This window comes from Pseudomonas sp. MF6755 (genome assembly GCF_016405635.1).
Classification (GTDB): domain Bacteria; phylum Pseudomonadota; class Gammaproteobacteria; order Pseudomonadales; family Pseudomonadaceae; genus Aquipseudomonas; species Aquipseudomonas haemolytica.
Genome location: NZ_JAEKDA010000016.1, coordinates 188411 through 204187, shown reverse-complemented (window position 1 = coordinate 204187; position 15777 = coordinate 188411). Strand labels below are relative to the sequence as shown.

Genomic DNA, 15777 nt, shown 5'->3' with positions numbered 1-15777 from the left:
TTCTTTTCGGTCACTTGATTGACCGCTTGGATTTTGAATTCTTCGGGATAACGTGGGTTGCTCATGGCACCTCCTAATTGGCCTCAGTTTAAGGCAAAGAGGTGTCTACGAAACCCGAGGCGATTCATTGTGTGGAAACGAAATAGATTCTTCGTCCCCTCACGAGTGGTGTTAAGGGGCAGTAGATTGTTCCACAACGCCTCGAGAATTCGCTTATCTTCGCGAAGTTCGAATGCGAGGGACGTGTAGTAGGCCTGGAGTCCAGAGGAAAGCTTGTTCAAGCGCTCAAGGCTGCGCGAAAAAAGGAAAACCGTGAAGTTCACCTCGACAACAACTGCGCCCTTACCCTCGATCTCATGAACCAGTGTGTCAACGCCTTTTTTCTTATAGCCCAGCACAGGAATAAGGTGCGCAGTCGGGCCAAACACTTGATGGTTGATGATTGAGGAAGTGTTTTTGACTTCGTCCACCTTTACCACTTGGTCTGGATAGTGCAGCGTCAGAACCATGTAGTAAGGGTCAGTGATTTGGTTGGAGAGTCCACCCGGGTCACCGATCATATGGTTCATGATTGCAAGACTGGTGCGCTGGGGGAAGAACTTGACGCTCAACGCTTTTGCGTAATGAGACCCCTCATTGAATTTGATTGTTGACGGATCGTCGTAATTGATAGAGTCACCCGGGTAGTAGATCTGGTCCTTGAGTAACTTCGCTTCGTCATAGTGGGAGCGTGGAGCGTCCCATAGTTTGGTGATGATTCGCATGATCACCAGGTACGCGACTGCATCCAGCTGAAATAGATTCAACGATGCAGCCTTGAGTGCTTCTGTGATTCGATCAGCGCTTTCTTTCGTGGTGGCAATATCCGCGTCTTCAGGCCGCTCGTTACGGCATGGGAATTTAACAGTGACGATGACGCGCTGACGATTAAGCATTACGCCGCTGCGCTGCACTAACGGTGTGTCCACGCCACTGCTGATCAAGTTTGCGTGTTGGGTCGTCAGTGCCTGCAATATCGGCGTTGAATTAGGTTTGTTGTTGACGTATGCGTCAATGTACTCGCCTACATCAGGGCTGGCGAGCATGCCGATCTGGATGAAAGTGCCTGGTGGAAAGGCCATGCTCAACGCCGATTGCAATTTGTCCACGGTCGACGAACTTGCGCCCGTCAAGGCGTCGGAGACAAAACAAGCGCCGAGATAGTGTTCAGTACCATCTGAGCAGAAAAAAACCTTGGAGTCCGGGTCGACTGCTCTAACGGTGAGTTTTGCTTGAGGAAGGGTGACTCGGTCACCTTTGATCGTTGCTTTTGAGGCTGCCATAGCACTGTTCGCCTTGGAGTGTGGTTGAGTAGGCTTTGGAAGGCCTGTAGGGCAACCCGCAGGCAGAGCCAACTAAAAAGGCGCACTGGTTGCCAGTGCGCCTTCGGGGGTCTTACAAGGTAGCGGTGAAGATGTTGGTCAGTACGCCCGGGCCAACGCTTGCGGACAGGGCTACAGCAACGCCGGTAACCACGGACATAACCGACTGTTTCACGACGCCGATCGCCAGGCCGGTACCCAGTGCACCCAGAGCAAAAACTTTACCGAGGGAGCCGGTCATCCAGTCGTCAAGTTTGGTCACGATCGTGAAGAAGGTCGAGTCGGAGCCGGCGGTGACGTCCAGAGCCGCAGCCAGGCCCACAGCGGCCACAACCAGCATGGCTCCTTTGTTCATTTTGGCGAATGGCGCGGTCTGGTTGAGTTCGACCTTGTTGCTGGCTTGGACGTTCGCGGTAAAGCCGGTAGCGGTAGCGAGACCGATCGCCGCTACTGCCAATTTGCTTTTGAACTTGGCGAAAGGTGCAGCCACTTTGTTTGCGATTTGAGCAGTGTTTTGTACGTTCATGGTGAAGCTCCAGTTGTATCAGTTCAGGTTGATGTCGGTGGTTGTTGGGATTGCGGCAGTTGGGTCAGGAGCATAATCCGAGGGTTGTTTTTCCTCGGGTTGATGTGCCGGTACAGTGGCGTTCACAGGCGGTACGGCGGCGAGCTCACGGTGAGGCACAACCATTCCTTGTCCTGCGTATTCGGCTTTACCGAATGACCAAGTGCGCGGCTGTACTTCGGTGAACAGGTAGGACGGAAAATGGAGGTCGTCCTTGCTATCGATCCAGGGTGCGATCCAGATGCGCATGACTTGCGCCGGGACTCGTACTGGGCGGGCAAGATCTGCAACTTTGGGCCCTGGCATCCCGTTCGAAGCCTTCAGGCTTTGCTCAGAGCTCGCAGTCTTTCCCAGATCGTTACCGTATTTAACGTTCGGCACTTTTTGCCCGATAGGCATGTCACTTTCGGTCAGTGCCGGCATTTGGTTCGTCGACTTGTAAACAGCCATTGGCGATTTACAGATGATTCCTTGGGGCATACCCGGGCAGGAAAACTCATCGTCGCCGGCAGTGTTAAACCAAGAAGAACAACCGCTGAGCAATGCGATAGGGAGTAGCGCACCGATAATTGCAATTCGTTTCATAGGCATCACCTTGTTCATTTCAGTTCGAACCCTTTAACCAACATGATGGTTACCTTGCGGCCTGCATCAATTTCCACAACCGGAGTCATTTCACGAGCCATTTCCATATAGAACTTGGCAACTTCCTTTGCGGACGTGGAGAACCCTTTAGCTACACCTGTTTGCAAAATGCTCGACGCGTCAGCAGTTTGTGTTGAAACAGTCTGACCAGGATTCAGGTTAAGTTGTGGAACGCTTTGAGGCGTCAAGCCCTGTGCAATACCAGAGAGTCCACCGGCAACAATAGTCTTCGCGATCATTTGCCCTTGTTTGGAAACAAGTCGACCTCGCATACCCGCACGACCATCTTCACCGACGATGTAGCCCTCTAGTTTTGTGTCAATAATCTTGCCGTCTTTTCGTACGCACGAAATGCTTTCGGTTCGAATAATTGCACGCTCACTTGAGAGTGAACCGTAGCCGGATGCAAGTACAAAGCATTCTTTAATGTCAACCTTGTATTTGTTCGGAAGCATCGCGAGTGTTTTGACGCGCATCGTTGTTGGCACTGGATTCTTTTGCGTAGTGGCGCTGGTTGGAGCATCCATACCGTTCAGCAGGACAGCTTCAAAGAAGGAACCACTAGACAGAGCCGGTACCGGCTTTTCCTCACGTTTTGGAGCTTCACGCTTGTTATCGAGGTTTGCCCCTGTAATTCTCAACTTAGGGCCCGCCGGCTTAACTTCTGGCGCAGGTGCGGCAGTACCGGCGCCGGCCGTTGCGTCATAACCAGGTAGCGCATCATTGAGTGCTGGAGCTGAGCCAGAACGTGGGCCGTTCTTTTCCAACTCTTCTAAACGCGCATTAACCCGTTTCAGTTCCTGCAAGGCATCTTGGGTAACAGAGTCATTTTTATTGTTCTGCTTTTCTTCCAATTCGCGGAGCTTATCGGCGTTACGAGCGTCTTTTTCCTGTTGCAGCTGGGAGCTAACGGTTTTCAGCTCTTTACCTTGCGCTTCGATTTTTGCGAGTAACTGTTCAGGCGTGTTGTTGTTACCGACAGGCAACATCAAGTTGGTTTCGTTTAATGGCTCAGGCTTTTTGCGATCACTTTTCTTCCCGCCGCCAACCAAAATGGCACCGACCAACATCAACGCACACAGCAAACCACCAATTGCAATAACTTGGCGCCAACGCGGATTGAGGTCTTGCCACCATGTATTAAGATTGTCTTTCAGAGCCATGGTTAATCCCCAGTTGCCGATTTATCAGAAACGATGAAAACCTCTGTAGTTTTTCCGTTCCTTAAGGTGGCAGTTGGAAAGAACGAAACGGCTCGAACACCTTCGCTATAAAAAGTGCCTTCATCTAAGTCGACATCATTTGGCGTGGTGCCCAAAATCGTATAGCGATAGATGTCGTACTCTGGACCTGAATAACGGGCTTTGGGATATGCGATCACGTTACCGATATTGGCCGCAGCCGAAGGTAGTGCGCCTTCGCTGAAACCCTCTGGGGTTTTACCGAGTGCTACTTCTCGCAGGCAATAACGAATATGGTCAGTGTAAACATTGTTGTCGGGAGCACTTTCAGAATCGGATTTACCACCAGTTTCAGCTTGGGCCTTATCCAACTGTAGAACAATGGTCTGCGGCGGCATTTCTTTTGGTACGAGTGTCAGTGATATCACTGGGTCATTTGGGTTCGCTCCAGTGATGTAGGCCGCAACTGGTTTACCAGTCTTCATAGTTGCGTAAAGGGACTGGCCTATCGTTGAAAAATCAACATCCGCTTCCTGTTGGTCAATCGAGCGTGGTTCAGCGAAAGGCGTAGAAATCCGATTCGGCAAAAGGCTCGAGACATACACAATTTCATTTCGATCAGAGCCAACGCGAACTACCTGAGTGCGGGACTCTTCCTTATTACCTGGCATCAGCCCCAAGCCTGGCAATGGCTGGGCTTCTACAGGTTTGATGCGTTTCTCCGCCGATTTAGGTACCGGCGGCAGGTTGAAATTGGCCGTCCCATCAGCAACAGCAACAGTCGCTTGAAGGGAGACCAGCACAATGAGAGCAATGGCTGTGCGTTTCACTGAAGCGTCTCCTTGGTTGGTTCTGCTGGCTTAGGTGGGTGTGCCTGGATCCACTTTTTGGTTTTAGGATTTGAGCCGGGGTAGGTGTCGAAGGCCTCAATAACCGGTCTGCCGTCTCTGATTTTAATGACGTACTCAACGACGTTGACCTCAGGCTTGACTTGTCCTGTTGCACTCCGTGATTCCATCGTTCCGACGATGAAAACCTTCGAGGTTTCTTTTTCGTAGCTGGTCTTCGACGCGGACCAACTGATTGATCCGGCGTTCGTGTTGAACACAGGGTCGTTGGCGAGCATGAACATTTTTTTGCGAACTTCCGGATAGATCGCTGGATCTACGAAAGCGCTAACGGAGTCGGCAACGAACTTCACGTTTTTCGGTGTGACGTTACCCATCAGTACCGAGGCGTACAGTCCGAATGATTTCAGGTAGTCCTCGTCAGCGGTGTTCCAGCCAATCTTTACTTCCTTGTCCAGAGTCGGCGGAATCAGCCGTGTGGTCTCGTGTTGTCCCAGCTGGTTAATACCCAGTGCGCACACTGCAACGGCCAAAAAGGCATTTGCCGTTGCGTTCAATTTGGCGAACGACGAGAGCCCTTCCATCGTGCCGAGCAGACTTTTTAAATTCATTTTCTAAAACCCTTGAGCCGTAAAAGGATTCATAACGCGTACGCATAAACAGCGAACAAACTTCTTCAAAGAAAGAAGTCTCGCTTCGATGAGTCCTGGTAATGCTTGTTCAGTGGCATGACCCCGGCCCAATAGCAAAGGTGCTGCAAAATGCCATCGAGAGCGCCATTTTTGAAACGCTTGAAGCGCTTAACTGCGTACCAGCCTCCCACCAGCGACGCGATTGTCGCCCAGCCACCGATAGCGATACCTGCGCCTAAGCAGCCAATGAAAATTACCGCTTCGTCGATTTCCCAAAAAAGTAACTGCATCTGGCTATCGACGTAGCGCGGGATGTCGATCTCTTTCAAAGAGCGCCTCCCGCAGCTTTAACAACATCCACTTCCACCCGGCGGTTCATCGAGCTGTCAACGATGGAAACAGGTTCTCGCTTACCACGGCCGAAGACTTTGATGTTCTTTTTGCTGACACCGCGTTTGATCAAATAGCGGGCGACGGTGATAGCACGATTTTCAGAGAGCTTTTGGTTGTAGGCGTCACTCCCAACATCGTCCGCATGACCTACCAGCTTAATGACGCTGCCTTTTCGACGTGCATCCGCAATCGTGTTCTCGAGTGCTGTCCATTCAACCGGGCTGGTCTTGTCGAAACCAAAAAGGACAGTCGATCGCTCGTGGCGTGCTTCTTCGGCCGCTTCTGCGTCAATAGCGTCCAACCGTGCTTCTTCTGCTGGCATGAGGGCGCGAGTGCGCGATGGTTCGTTAACGATCCAGATGGTGGGCGTGCGTTTGACCTGGCTATCGCGGATAGCTTCACCGAGGACATGTGCCTGATGTGCAGGTTCTACCGCTACGCCCACCGATTCCGGAATCACCATTTGGCGCACGTCGACTGCGCCGGCGGTGCTTGCAACAAGGGCGAGCGAAGCAGCCATTAGGGCACGGGTTTTGGTGTTCATAGGAATACTCGTGGGATTATTGTGCGACGTAACACGTAGCGATAATACAGGTAGTAGCCTTTTTGTTGCAATAGGCTGGTTGTGCCGCCTAAAATATAGCGACGTGTTAAGTATTGCAAATTCCATTAGCGGAAATATCCTGATCCCCCCCTACCTTATTGGCTGCTGTGCGTCATACCCCTGCATTAGGTATTCACTCTTTGCAGCGTCGTAGGAGTTAAAAAATGCAACCCACTTCAGAAGCAGTATCCAACGCGGTTCAGGCAGGCAAGGAATGCAAGCCATCGGATGCAGGCGCACCAGCGGCGTCGATCGGTCTGGATGTGTGGAGCCAGGTACAGGAAACGCATCCCGACTTAACCAAGTCGTTCAGCAAGGGTGGCTTTCAGGGCACCGCAGTATCTCCGACCTATCAAGCCATGAGGGCTACCAAGATTTTCGGTCCACATGGACTGGGATGGGGGACAGAACTCATCAGTGAAAGCTACGTCGAAGGCGGCCCATTGGGCTTTGACAACGAGGGGCGCTTGCTCGGTCGTGAAATCATTCACAAGGTCTACCTCGAAGTTTGGTACATCTACGAGGGCAAACGCGGTTCCATCAAGCAGTTCGGCGCGACCACATTCCTTTCTCGGGATGCCTACGGGACCATTTCGAGTGATGAAGACCATGCAAAGAAAAGCATTACCGACGCAACGTCGAAATGCCTTTCGTTACTGGGGTTCAGTGCCGATGTCTACATGGGGAAATTCGATGACCATAAGTACGTAGAAGGTCTAAGAGCCAAAATGGAGACTGCCGGTAGTCCAGCTACCGGGATGACCTCTACTGTAGCCACCACCACGGGTGGAACACAGCAACAAAACGACACCGGATCGGCGACATCGGGTACGGAGTTGTCTTCCCGCTACTTGGGCTACAAAACCAAACTCCAGGAGTATCAGGACAAAGGCCAGAACATAGCTGACGTCGCAGCTGCGCGTGCGCAGATTGAGCAGGACACCCTGCTGACTCAGATGGAAATCAAAACGCTTTTGCAATCGCCTTTGCTGCGTATTGCGGATTCATCGACCGATACAGTTGAATCTGGCGCCGGTGCGACTGAACCGAGCATTTTTTTATAACCCCCACAACCCGGACGCCCTTTGGTGTTCGGGTTTTTTTATGCGCAGCTATAGGTCGTCCTCGATGAGCATGGAAAAGATTTTAAGATCGAAAATTGGAGGATCACTAGACACCCTGGCCCTGAGCTCAATGGGGGCCGGTGGGGTACTGACCTCTCCATATTTTGGATCGGTGCCCTCCAGCTTACCGCTCGCATTGGGGGCCGCTGGGGGGGCCTTTATTGGCAACAGATTATTCCAGTTCTGGAAGGATCAGCTGCTTCTTGATTCAAAAATCAACATCAGGTCGGCTACTGACCTGGTGCGTCCAGATGGAATGCTGGTGGGCTATACGACTGACACTGGTAACCCTGTCCATATTCCAGATGAAGATCTGATGCGACATGGGTTCATCCTTGGCCAGTCCGGGGTCGGCAAGACCGTCTTGGGCAAATTATTGATGTTCCAACAGATCCAGCGCGGTGGAGGATTAACGTTCATCGACGGCAAAATGAACGCTGATGATATTCAGACTATCTATCAGTACTGCTGCTGGGCCGGCCGTGAGCAAGACCTTCTGATCCTCAATCCGGGCAATCCGGATTTGAGCAACACCTACAATCCGATTCTTCGTGGCGATCCGGATGAAGTAGCAGCTCGAATTTTGTCGATCATCCCTTCAACTGAGAACAACCCGGGCGCAGACCACTATAAGCAGTCAGCAAACCAAGGGATCGCGACTTTGGTTGCGGCATTCCAAGCCGCAGGTCTTGCCTACAACTTCATCGATTTCACGATTCTGCTGATGAACCACAAAGCGATCGAGGAACTCGAGACCCGCTTGAAGAAAACCCAGCCTCACAATCCAGCCACAAAAAATCTTTCGCTGTTTCTTGAACAGTACAAGGTCGGCGGCGGCCCGGGTAAGCAGGGCCTTGAAAACATGGTCGACATCAAGCGAATGAAGGAAACATTCGGCGGGCTTGCCGGCAGGATGTACATGTTCGGTACCGGCAAGTTTGGTGAGGTACTCAATACCTACACCCCGGATATCGACCTCTTCGAAGCCATTCGTGCGAAAAAAATCATATACGTTGCCTTGCCGACCATGGGCAAAAACGAAGCGGCATCCAACTTCGGCAAGATGTTCCTCGGTGATTTCCGAACAGCGATTTCCTGGGTGCAGGCATTACCGGAAGAAGAGCGGCCGAATCCACCGCACCTCAACTTCATGGATGAGCTGGGCAGTTATGCCGTTCATTCGTTGGCTCGCCCTTTTGAGCAAGGACGATCCGCACAGATGGCCCTATTCCCCGCCGCCCAGACCTTAGCGAACCTTGATGTTGTGTCACCCGACTTCAAGGAGATGATCATCGGTAACACGTGGACCAAGATCTTTTTCAAGATCGGTACTCAGGCCACGGCCGTAGAGTGCGCTGATCTGATCGGCATGAAAATTGGGATTGCAAAATCACTCAGTGGCACGCAGAACGAAAGCAGCAGCACTCCCCTTCTTAACGTGGCTCCAGAAGGAGGTACTGGCGCCGCCGCCGGCATCTCAGAAGGTGAGCGCGAGCAAGAAGAATACAAAGTCAGTCCCGACGACCTGAAAGCACTCGGCAAGGGTGAGTGCATCATCCAGTACGGCGGCGACCAGATTTTTAACGTCCGTGTTCCGATGATCACCATCGACAAAAAACTCCAAAAAGAGATCGGGCGCATCCGCATAAATCACTTCCGGAAAGCGTCCGTCGAGGGCGCTGATTACTTCAAAAACAGCGATAAATACCTTGGTGGTAGTGGCAAGCCTACCGGTGCCCGCAAAGCTTTAAAGGAGCTAGCAGATGAATGACTTAAACCCAATGGCTGATGTGGCCCGCGGCGGGCACATGCTCGTCCTTGATGAGCGAAGCACAGGCCAGGAGCAACTGATCGACGGAATGCTGGGCAATCAGATCTCAGCTGGTGGCGCGGTGATTGTCCTTGGAGCCTCGATTGAAGAGTCAATACTCACGACTTTGATTAAGGCCTGCCAAGCGGCCGGGCGTGAAGACGACCTATTGGTGGTAAACCCAGGGAAGCCAGCTACCAGCCACACATATAACCCAGTCCTTCACAGTTCTCCTGAAAATATCGCAAGCCAGGTGATGAACTTCATTGCCCTTCAGGATGAATCTACAAATCAAAATGATGTCGGCACAGCCAGGCTGCTGGAGGCGATAATCGCTTGCCTACAGCTCGGCAATATCCCCTACTCCTTCCTCGATCTCGGCATGTTCGTTATGAAGCCTGACGCGATCGCGGCTTTGGCACGTTTCATCGGTGAATCTCACCCCAGATCTGGTGCTTTGCTTCTTCTGGAATCGGCTTTAGAGCCATTCCGAGACGCCGGTGGGAACATCTGCCCTTCCCTACTCAAAGCGCAGTACTCCGGCCTTGCCGGCAGTATGTGCATGCTGGGCACCGGCCGGCTCGGTGAGATCTTCAACAGTTACAAACCGGATCTTGTTCTGCATGAAGCTATCGCTTCCGGGAAAGTTGTTTATCTTGCAGCCCCCTACATCGGCCGGGGCGCTGCGGCCTCAAATCTACGTCGAATCGTGATCGCGAACTTGGCTGACGCTGTTGGGCGCCTTGTTGATAGTCAACAGTTGCCCTATGTGCCAGCTCTTGCAGTATTTACCGACGCAGGTGGATGCAACGACCCTTGCGTTGAGCGCCTGCTCGCGGCAGAAAACGAGCAGTTCTTAAGAATTGTGATCTCGGCCCCATCGCTGGAAGCCATTGGACAGGAATCGATTGACCTTCGAGAGGTTTGCCTTAGCCGAGCGCGGACCTTTGTATTCTTCAAGCCGATCACTGAGGCCACCGCTCAGTTGTACCTAAAGTTTCTGATTCAAGACGGCGGCCTCGGGAAGGGAGCTATGGCTGAGCAAATGTTGGCCTTCAATGCAACTCAGTACATTGCGGTTACAGATGGGTGCAACGTGCACTGGGGTGATGCGAGAGCAGCACACTCGGAAACTAATTGGCGATCGGCAGTGCTACCGCGGCCAGAGCGCTATTTTCACGAACCCCTGACTGGGGCTGATCAATTCACCCAGACCGTGCCAGTTTGAGGGCTCACCAATGAATGATTTAACCATGCAGCACAACGTGACTGAGGACGCTGGCCATGAGTACGGACATGAAGTTCATACTGGCGATAGTAGCGATATTTCTGATCCTGGGGATGTTCGTAACTGGCTTGAGAGCTTTGATAGCGCCAATATTTTCGAAGGTCTTGACGCCTTCGATTTTGGCGACGGCATCAACGATGCTCAAGTGGATTTTCTGGGTAGTGACGAAGCTGTGGTCGAGCCACGTCCTTTTGCTCAAGAACTTGCTATCTCCGCACTCGATAATCTACCGAACCTTGGATCGCAAAGACGATCAGTAAAAGAAGAAACCCTTCGTCGACTTGACGAGGAAGACTTTGAAGCGGGTGTTCCCCGTCTGGCCTTCCGGATCGTCAAGGCAAACGTAGAGGCGCTGTTTGCCAAAAAAATGAAGCCTGAAGACTATGTGAAGGCCGCTCAGTGGGTTTTCGGTCCAACGTTAGGGGACTGGTCATTCGACCGCTGCTGTGAAGTACTTGGGGCGCGTAAGGACGTGATCCGGTTGCGAATTCACTATGAGTTCTGGCGTCGCTGGTACATCTTCCCAGTTGAATTCCCGTTTCTGATTGATCCGGTGCCAGAGGCGGTTGCCGATGAGATTTACATCATGAGCGGTGATGAAGGCTACGATCTTGCTCGAGCCGCGTGGAATCAACCGGGCATCAGGTCGAAAGATCTCTTGCACCAAGCATCAAAGGGAGATGTCACGGAAAAACACCGGGTGGCGCTTGAGCGTCTTGCTGATCGCTACATGCTGTCGCAGCAGAATGACTGCTGGTATCTCACCGGCCGTAACCCGGCTCTTCGAGCGCTCGACATGGCAATTATTCCCAATCGGCCGTCGACCAATCAGGTGTCCTGGTCGAACATGTTCTGACGTCACTTTTGCCAAGCCCCTCAATGGGGCTTTGGCTTAGGCAATCCATTCCTTTTTTTGACAACACCACGCCAGCTTCTAACATTTTCATCATCAACGTGGATGAATCCATCATCTGGATAGACACCAACGCCGCCGCCCTGAAGGTAAAGTGCCAAGTTCTTCAGATACTCCACCGGCACACCCACAACATAAAAGTCACAAGCCCTCCCTCGCAGATGCGCTGAGTCGCGCACGCCGCCGGCGTCCTCGTTTGTTTTTTCGCTGCGATAGCCAGATGTAACGATGATGGGAAGGTGAATCCCATGCATCGAAAACCACCCTTGGATGCCACAAAGTATATCGAGGAGTGTCTGGCTCATCTGGACTGCGGTACCGGTGTGAACGTCTCGCAGAATGCGACAAATGCGCTCATAACCTGACCATTGTAGCCGGCCACTTTCGTGGTAGATCTCGTTGACCTCCTCCCATACCCCCTTACTAACTTCACGCTTCAGCCAAAGGCGTCTTGGCTGATCCCAGAACGTGCTGGTGCTGCTGCTGGCGCATGTGGGTTGTATGCCGGTGGCCATAAGGCCGAGTGAGAGGAGAAGCAGTTGTCTTCGGTTCACGGTGAGCGAGTTCGCGGCTGTAATGCGATCATGATATCAGCAGCATTACAGTATGTGTACGTGTTATGAATCATTGTCGACCCATAAAAAAGCCCGGCAATGAATGCCGGGCTGTGGTGGGGTTTTAGATGAGTCCTCGCATTGCTTTGAGTTGATCGTTTAAGTCACCAATCCTGTTTGGAGGATTGAAGATTCCTACCCTGGCTTCGAATGCTTCTAGAACGGGCTTCAATTTTTCTACTGCGGCATAACCAGGCTTGTCAGGATCCAGCGCCATGAGCACGTTTCTTTCAGCCATCATTTGAAACCAGTTCGGTTCCCAGTTTTCACACCCAGGAAGGCCGAAGATAGTTCGTTTTGAACCCATCTCAACTGCGGAGAGCAAGTCAATCGGACCTTCAATTATCATGTACTCCTCAGTGTGTTCACCTTCCCAAATCCATGGAGATTTACCACCGTAACGCATGGCTTTTTTCTCCCCCTCTCTGGGTTCACGCATAAGCCTGAATTCCGCGGCACAGTGTGACTGCGAGCGAAACCAGAGCGGTCGGAACGCACACGCTGGTGCTTTTTTATCTGGTTTCCAAAGTCCAGCCCTTTCCATCAGTTCCTTGCCGGCCACTTCCGTCAAAAATGCTTTTGCCTGAAAGGGGTCGTTGGGGATCGTGATCAGAATGCCGCGATCGCAAGCTTCCCGAGCTACACGCTCGGATATTCCACGGCCGCCTAGGTACGCCAATGCATCCTTGGAAGGATACGGTAAAGCCTCTGCAACCTTTTGAAGTACCGACGCCAAGGCGCTGTCGTCACGCTCAATAGCTGTTTCGGGTTTTGGTGGGACGTAATGCTTGAGCATATCCACGTCGGCCCTCATTAGCTCAAGGCCGGCTTCCCGGTGCGATATGCGCCAGTAAAAGGCTGCTGCTGCAACAACATCGCCATGCTCCCCACAACTGAAGCACTTCCAGCTATCGTCCTTTACGCAGACTTTAACCGAGTGAACAGATGCTGCTTGGCAGCTCGGTTCGTTTGGACAAACACCGTAACGTATGGCTCCACTCATTGGTTTGGGTTTTGCATCGAGCATGTGCTCGAAGAACCAGTTGAGCGGCACGTTATTGCGGACATACTTGAAGTCAACTTCGTAAACGTTGCCGTTGGCGTCGCGCTTGAAGTGGTCTTGAATACCTGCCATTGCTGGTTCTCCAGATGAAATCTTGATGCTTGGTTATGCTTTACGTTGGCCTGTAATTTCAGCTCGCAAGACCTTCAAGTGCTCATCGCCTTACCACCAATGACCTGGGACGCATCGCCTGACAGGTAAGCGGGTTCGGCCGTGCGCAACTGCTTTGCCGTTGTGCAATCAGTAAAAGAGCGGACATGGTTTTCTCACTTGCAGAACTGAGGTCTGCATCATAATAAATCAGAAGGTATTATGTGCACGTGATGTGAATTATTATTGCGTCACAGCCAGCTTTCTCAAGGTCGACGCCATGTTTTCAAACCTGCACCTCTACCGGATTACAGAGCCATGGTCTCTTTCACCAACGGATCTGGCCAAGAAGCTCCAAAACAAGGTGTTCAAACCCTGCACCGAAAAGATGATCACCTCCAGTGGATGGGTCGATCCCCGGCCGGGCAGTGGGTTGGTTTACGTCAATCAAAAACAGCTTCTCCTAAACGTCTGTTTTGAGGAACGCAAGGTTCCAGAACCCGTCCTGCAACGGCTGACCATTTCAAAGGCCGCCAAAGTGGAAAAGGAAAAGGGTTACAAGCCCAGCCGGGCACAGTTGAAAGATTTGAAAATGGAAGCACTTCTTGAGTTGCTTCCACGTGCATTCGAGCACCAGGTGACGATTCCTGTTTGGGTGAATACGTCCGCCGGGCTGATCGGGATCGACACCGGAACGCCGGCGAAAGCAGACGACGTAATGACCATTCTCCAAGAGGCGATAAACACTCCCGTCTCCCTCATTCGCACCAGCATGGATCCGGGGTCAGCTATGGCCTCGTGGTTGATGAATAACGAGGCGCCTGATGAGTTCACTGTCGATCGTGAGGTGTACCTGCAAGGTCTCGACATCGAGAAATCGAAGGTTCATTACGCTCAGCTGAGCCTCGAGCGTGATGAGGTGCGACAGCACATCATCGAGGGGCGCAGACCCACAAAGCTGGCAATGACCTGGGATGAACGAATTACGTTTTTTTTGACCGACAAATTTCAGGTCAAGAAAATCACGTTCCTGGACAGCGTCAAGGCCGAGATCCCCGACGAGGAAGACGATGAAGCGGCGTACGCAGGAATGTTCCATGTCTACACAGAGCAGCTGACAAAACTCGTTCCCTCATTGCTTGAGGCTTTGGGTGGAGAGGAACTGGGGGACGGATAGATAGGGGCTTCGATTGTAAGAGCATGATGCGCATCACCGGTTACTAGGCATACGCAAGGCTTAGCTCATATCCCGGGAGAATGACCATGAAACTCACCTTTGATACCGCTGTTATCAACCGCAATGTTCAGTCCATTAGCCTGAAGCTGAAGTTGAAGCTCCAGTCGATGAAGAAGCAAGCCAAGTTGATTGGCGAAGTTTTTTTTCTGCTGGGCAAAGCTTGCTATCTGAAAATGTTTCACGCTCAGATCGTGACAGCGACCGTCGTCGATGTTGATGGATTCATGAACGTTTACGAGCTGGAAGGTGTTCCAAGCGTAACCGCTGGCCTGGTCCGTTTGCACTACCGTCAGACCGTGAATGGCTATGTTAAAGCTCGCACAAGCGTGCTGGTCACCGATGCTCAATGGAATCTGCTTAGCCGACGTGCTGCTTTCGGCGCCGGCAGGCAAACACGCATGGCTTAACGATGCACAAAACCCGGACATATGTCCGGGTTTTTTTTTTGCTTTGAATTTTGCTAGCCGAAGAAGTTTAACGCGTTCATTGCAATGAAAGGGGTGACCACCGCCGATTCTACGATTATAGACGTTGCGATGTGCACCGCGAGCCCGCCGGCGCTGAGAATGAATAGGCCCATCGATTGAGTAAAAATCAGGTGTCGAAGGATGACCATTACCAGGACAACTCCTCCAAAAAAGAAGAACTTGCCTAGCAGCCAGGCGGTATTTGTGAGCGTTGCGGAAGGCACCAAGTTCTTCACCTCTACGGATGGCGCCAAGGCGAACTGGTAATAGACCAGCGCTATATCAATGCAGGCGATCACCACAACTGGTAGCAGGAGTATCAGTGCTGAGATCAGCGACCTGCTTTTTTTTGGTAGGTTATTACCTATGGACACGGCCCTATCCATCTCATCTCACCTCGTTCTCATCATCAATTTCCACGATTGGCTCTACGAATTCTTCCAACTCGTGAGCACCACCCCCACTCGCGTAGTAGTGATAATTATCGTCATCGTCATCGCCTTCACCCTCTCCATAAAGATCGCGGTGGGCTTCAGCGACAGCTTCTGTAGATGCCCGGCTGAGTTCACTTAGATCCTGATTTTGAAATCCTGATGCGATAAGCAGGATTTCAGCGTCAAAGCACGTCATGGTTGCGCAAATCGAATGAATTTTGCTGGCGAAACCGTAAGTCCATGCTTCGTATATTTGTGCATTCCAGGTGATTGATTTTGCAACCTCCTCTGCGATTTTTCCGGCATTAACCCATGCTTTGTCCCGGTAGACGTAGCCGTCTCGGGCAATGTCCATCAGTTCGCCTGAGGAGACGCCTTTGAGTTTTGCGCACGTCAACTCGCGCCATGTTCTCAGGTTAAGACCCAGCCCATGGAGCCATTCACGATCTTCTTGGGTTAATAGATCTCGCATTTTGGTCTCTTCCAAAACTTACCCCAATGGGGGTTT

The 15777-nt window shown here is 51.8% G+C and carries 18 protein-coding genes; 6 read left to right on the top strand and 12 right to left on the bottom strand.

Going from position 1 to position 15777, the window contains the following annotated elements:
• Positions 1 to 83 precede the first annotated feature (83 nt).
• The 8 genes from JFT66_RS22150 to JFT66_RS22115 all read right to left on the bottom strand — a co-directional run bounded on the left by JFT66_RS22150 (position 84) and on the right by JFT66_RS22115 (position 6169).
• Positions 84 to 1322 (bottom strand): conjugal transfer protein TraC, encoded by a 1239-nt coding sequence (locus tag JFT66_RS22150; RefSeq protein ID WP_198860151.1) that lies wholly within the window; start codon positions 1320 to 1322, stop codon positions 84 to 86.
• A 112-nt stretch (positions 1323 to 1434) separates the two neighbouring features.
• Positions 1435 to 1887: a TraA family conjugative transfer protein gene (gene traA, locus JFT66_RS29885; RefSeq protein ID WP_233097168.1), complete on the bottom strand. Its 453-nt coding sequence runs from the start codon at positions 1885 to 1887 to the stop codon at positions 1435 to 1437.
• An 18-nt stretch (positions 1888 to 1905) separates the two neighbouring features.
• Positions 1906 to 2511, bottom strand: coding sequence for a type IV conjugative transfer system lipoprotein TraV (gene traV, locus JFT66_RS22140; RefSeq protein ID WP_108184867.1), 606 nt, complete (start codon positions 2509 to 2511; stop codon positions 1906 to 1908).
• A 14-nt stretch (positions 2512 to 2525) separates the two neighbouring features.
• Positions 2526 to 3734 (bottom strand): TraB/VirB10 family protein, encoded by a 1209-nt coding sequence (locus tag JFT66_RS22135; protein ID WP_198822938.1) that lies wholly within the window; start codon positions 3732 to 3734, stop codon positions 2526 to 2528.
• Positions 3735 to 3736: 2 nt separating this feature from the next.
• Complete coding sequence (locus JFT66_RS22130) at positions 3737 to 4582, bottom strand: TraK domain-containing protein (protein ID WP_108184676.1); 846 nt, start codon at positions 4580 to 4582, stop codon at positions 3737 to 3739.
• Positions 4579 to 5211, bottom strand: a complete 633-nt coding sequence (locus JFT66_RS22125) for a TraE/TraK family type IV conjugative transfer system protein (RefSeq protein WP_108184675.1) — start codon at positions 5209 to 5211, stop codon at positions 4579 to 4581. Before JFT66_RS22125 ends, JFT66_RS22130 begins: the two co-directional genes overlap by 4 nt.
• Positions 5212 to 5276: 65 nt before the next feature.
• Positions 5277 to 5561, bottom strand: a complete 285-nt coding sequence (gene traL / locus JFT66_RS22120) for a type IV conjugative transfer system protein TraL (RefSeq protein WP_046489683.1) — start codon at positions 5559 to 5561, stop codon at positions 5277 to 5279.
• Positions 5558 to 6169, bottom strand: coding sequence for an OmpA family protein (locus JFT66_RS22115; protein WP_108184674.1), 612 nt, complete (start codon positions 6167 to 6169; stop codon positions 5558 to 5560). Before JFT66_RS22115 ends, traL begins: the two co-directional genes overlap by 4 nt.
• 224 nt (positions 6170 to 6393) lie before the next feature.
• On the opposite strand from JFT66_RS22115, the gene JFT66_RS22110 reads away from it, so the two are divergent.
• The 4 genes from JFT66_RS22110 (at position 6394) to JFT66_RS22095 (ending at position 11307) form a co-directional block, all read left to right on the top strand.
• Positions 6394 to 7293: a hypothetical protein gene (locus JFT66_RS22110; protein WP_108184673.1), complete on the top strand. Its 900-nt coding sequence runs from the start codon at positions 6394 to 6396 to the stop codon at positions 7291 to 7293.
• A 64-nt stretch (positions 7294 to 7357) separates the two neighbouring features.
• Complete coding sequence (locus JFT66_RS22105; RefSeq protein ID WP_108184672.1) at positions 7358 to 9124, top strand: type IV secretory system conjugative DNA transfer family protein; 1767 nt, start codon at positions 7358 to 7360, stop codon at positions 9122 to 9124.
• Positions 9117 to 10391 (top strand): hypothetical protein, encoded by a 1275-nt coding sequence (locus JFT66_RS22100; protein WP_108184671.1) that lies wholly within the window; start codon positions 9117 to 9119, stop codon positions 10389 to 10391. The genes JFT66_RS22105 and JFT66_RS22100 overlap by 8 nt, the downstream gene beginning before the upstream one ends.
• Before the next feature lie 10 nt (positions 10392 to 10401).
• The gene (locus JFT66_RS22095; RefSeq protein WP_108184670.1) at positions 10402 to 11307 is read left to right on the top strand and encodes a hypothetical protein; all 906 of its coding nucleotides are present in this window, start codon (positions 10402 to 10404) and stop codon (positions 11305 to 11307) included.
• A gap of 20 nt (positions 11308 to 11327) precedes the next feature.
• Here JFT66_RS22095 and JFT66_RS22090 read toward each other — a convergent pair whose 3' ends face one another.
• Positions 11328 to 11879, bottom strand: coding sequence for a YcbK family protein (locus JFT66_RS22090; protein ID WP_233097171.1), 552 nt, complete (start codon positions 11877 to 11879; stop codon positions 11328 to 11330).
• 163 nt (positions 11880 to 12042) lie between these two features.
• Positions 12043 to 13113, bottom strand: coding sequence for a toprim domain-containing protein (locus JFT66_RS22085; protein ID WP_108184668.1), 1071 nt, complete (start codon positions 13111 to 13113; stop codon positions 12043 to 12045).
• 298 nt (positions 13114 to 13411) lie between these two features.
• Between JFT66_RS22085 and JFT66_RS22080 the strand changes: the two genes are divergently transcribed.
• Positions 13412 to 14308: a recombination-associated protein RdgC gene (locus JFT66_RS22080; protein ID WP_108184667.1), complete on the top strand. Its 897-nt coding sequence runs from the start codon at positions 13412 to 13414 to the stop codon at positions 14306 to 14308.
• 86 nt (positions 14309 to 14394) lie between these two features.
• Entirely contained in the window at positions 14395 to 14775 is a 381-nt protein-coding gene (locus tag JFT66_RS22075) for a hypothetical protein (protein ID WP_108184666.1), read from the top strand.
• Between the two features lie 53 nt (positions 14776 to 14828).
• On the opposite strand, the gene JFT66_RS22070 is transcribed toward JFT66_RS22075, so the two are convergent.
• Together JFT66_RS22070 and JFT66_RS22065 are read right to left on the bottom strand one after the other, a co-directional pair.
• The gene (locus JFT66_RS22070) at positions 14829 to 15209 is read right to left on the bottom strand and encodes a hypothetical protein (RefSeq protein ID WP_198822939.1); all 381 of its coding nucleotides are present in this window, start codon (positions 15207 to 15209) and stop codon (positions 14829 to 14831) included.
• Positions 15210 to 15222: 13 nt separating this feature from the next.
• Positions 15223 to 15741, bottom strand: coding sequence for a hypothetical protein (locus JFT66_RS22065; RefSeq protein ID WP_108184664.1), 519 nt, complete (start codon positions 15739 to 15741; stop codon positions 15223 to 15225).
• Positions 15742 to 15777 lie beyond the last annotated feature (36 nt).

Coding starts and splice junctions, on each gene's coding strand:
- JFT66_RS22150 (WP_198860151.1), bottom strand. CDS start 1,322: ATGGCAGCCTCAAAAGCAACGATCAAAGGTGACCGAGTCACCCTTCCT.
- traA (WP_233097168.1), bottom strand. CDS start 1,887: ATGAACGTACAAAACACTGCTCAAATCGCAAACAAAGTGGCTGCACCT.
- traV (WP_108184867.1), bottom strand. CDS start 2,511: ATGAAACGAATTGCAATTATCGGTGCGCTACTCCCTATCGCATTGCTC.
- JFT66_RS22135 (WP_198822938.1), bottom strand. CDS start 3,734: ATGGCTCTGAAAGACAATCTTAATACATGGTGGCAAGACCTCAATCCG.
- JFT66_RS22125 (WP_108184675.1), bottom strand. CDS start 5,211: ATGAATTTAAAAAGTCTGCTCGGCACGATGGAAGGGCTCTCGTCGTTC.
- JFT66_RS22115 (WP_108184674.1), bottom strand. CDS start 6,169: ATGAACACCAAAACCCGTGCCCTAATGGCTGCTTCGCTCGCCCTTGTT.
- JFT66_RS22110 (WP_108184673.1), top strand. CDS start 6,394: ATGCAACCCACTTCAGAAGCAGTATCCAACGCGGTTCAGGCAGGCAAG.
- JFT66_RS22105 (WP_108184672.1), top strand. CDS start 7,358: ATGAGCATGGAAAAGATTTTAAGATCGAAAATTGGAGGATCACTAGAC.
- JFT66_RS22100 (WP_108184671.1), top strand. CDS start 9,117: ATGAATGACTTAAACCCAATGGCTGATGTGGCCCGCGGCGGGCACATG.
- JFT66_RS22095 (WP_108184670.1), top strand. CDS start 10,402: ATGAATGATTTAACCATGCAGCACAACGTGACTGAGGACGCTGGCCAT.
- JFT66_RS22090 (WP_233097171.1), bottom strand. CDS start 11,879: ATGGCCACCGGCATACAACCCACATGCGCCAGCAGCAGCACCAGCACG.
- JFT66_RS22085 (WP_108184668.1), bottom strand. CDS start 13,113: ATGGCAGGTATTCAAGACCACTTCAAGCGCGACGCCAACGGCAACGTT.
- JFT66_RS22080 (WP_108184667.1), top strand. CDS start 13,412: ATGTTTTCAAACCTGCACCTCTACCGGATTACAGAGCCATGGTCTCTT.
- JFT66_RS22075 (WP_108184666.1), top strand. CDS start 14,395: ATGAAACTCACCTTTGATACCGCTGTTATCAACCGCAATGTTCAGTCC.
- JFT66_RS22065 (WP_108184664.1), bottom strand. CDS start 15,741: ATGCGAGATCTATTAACCCAAGAAGATCGTGAATGGCTCCATGGGCTG.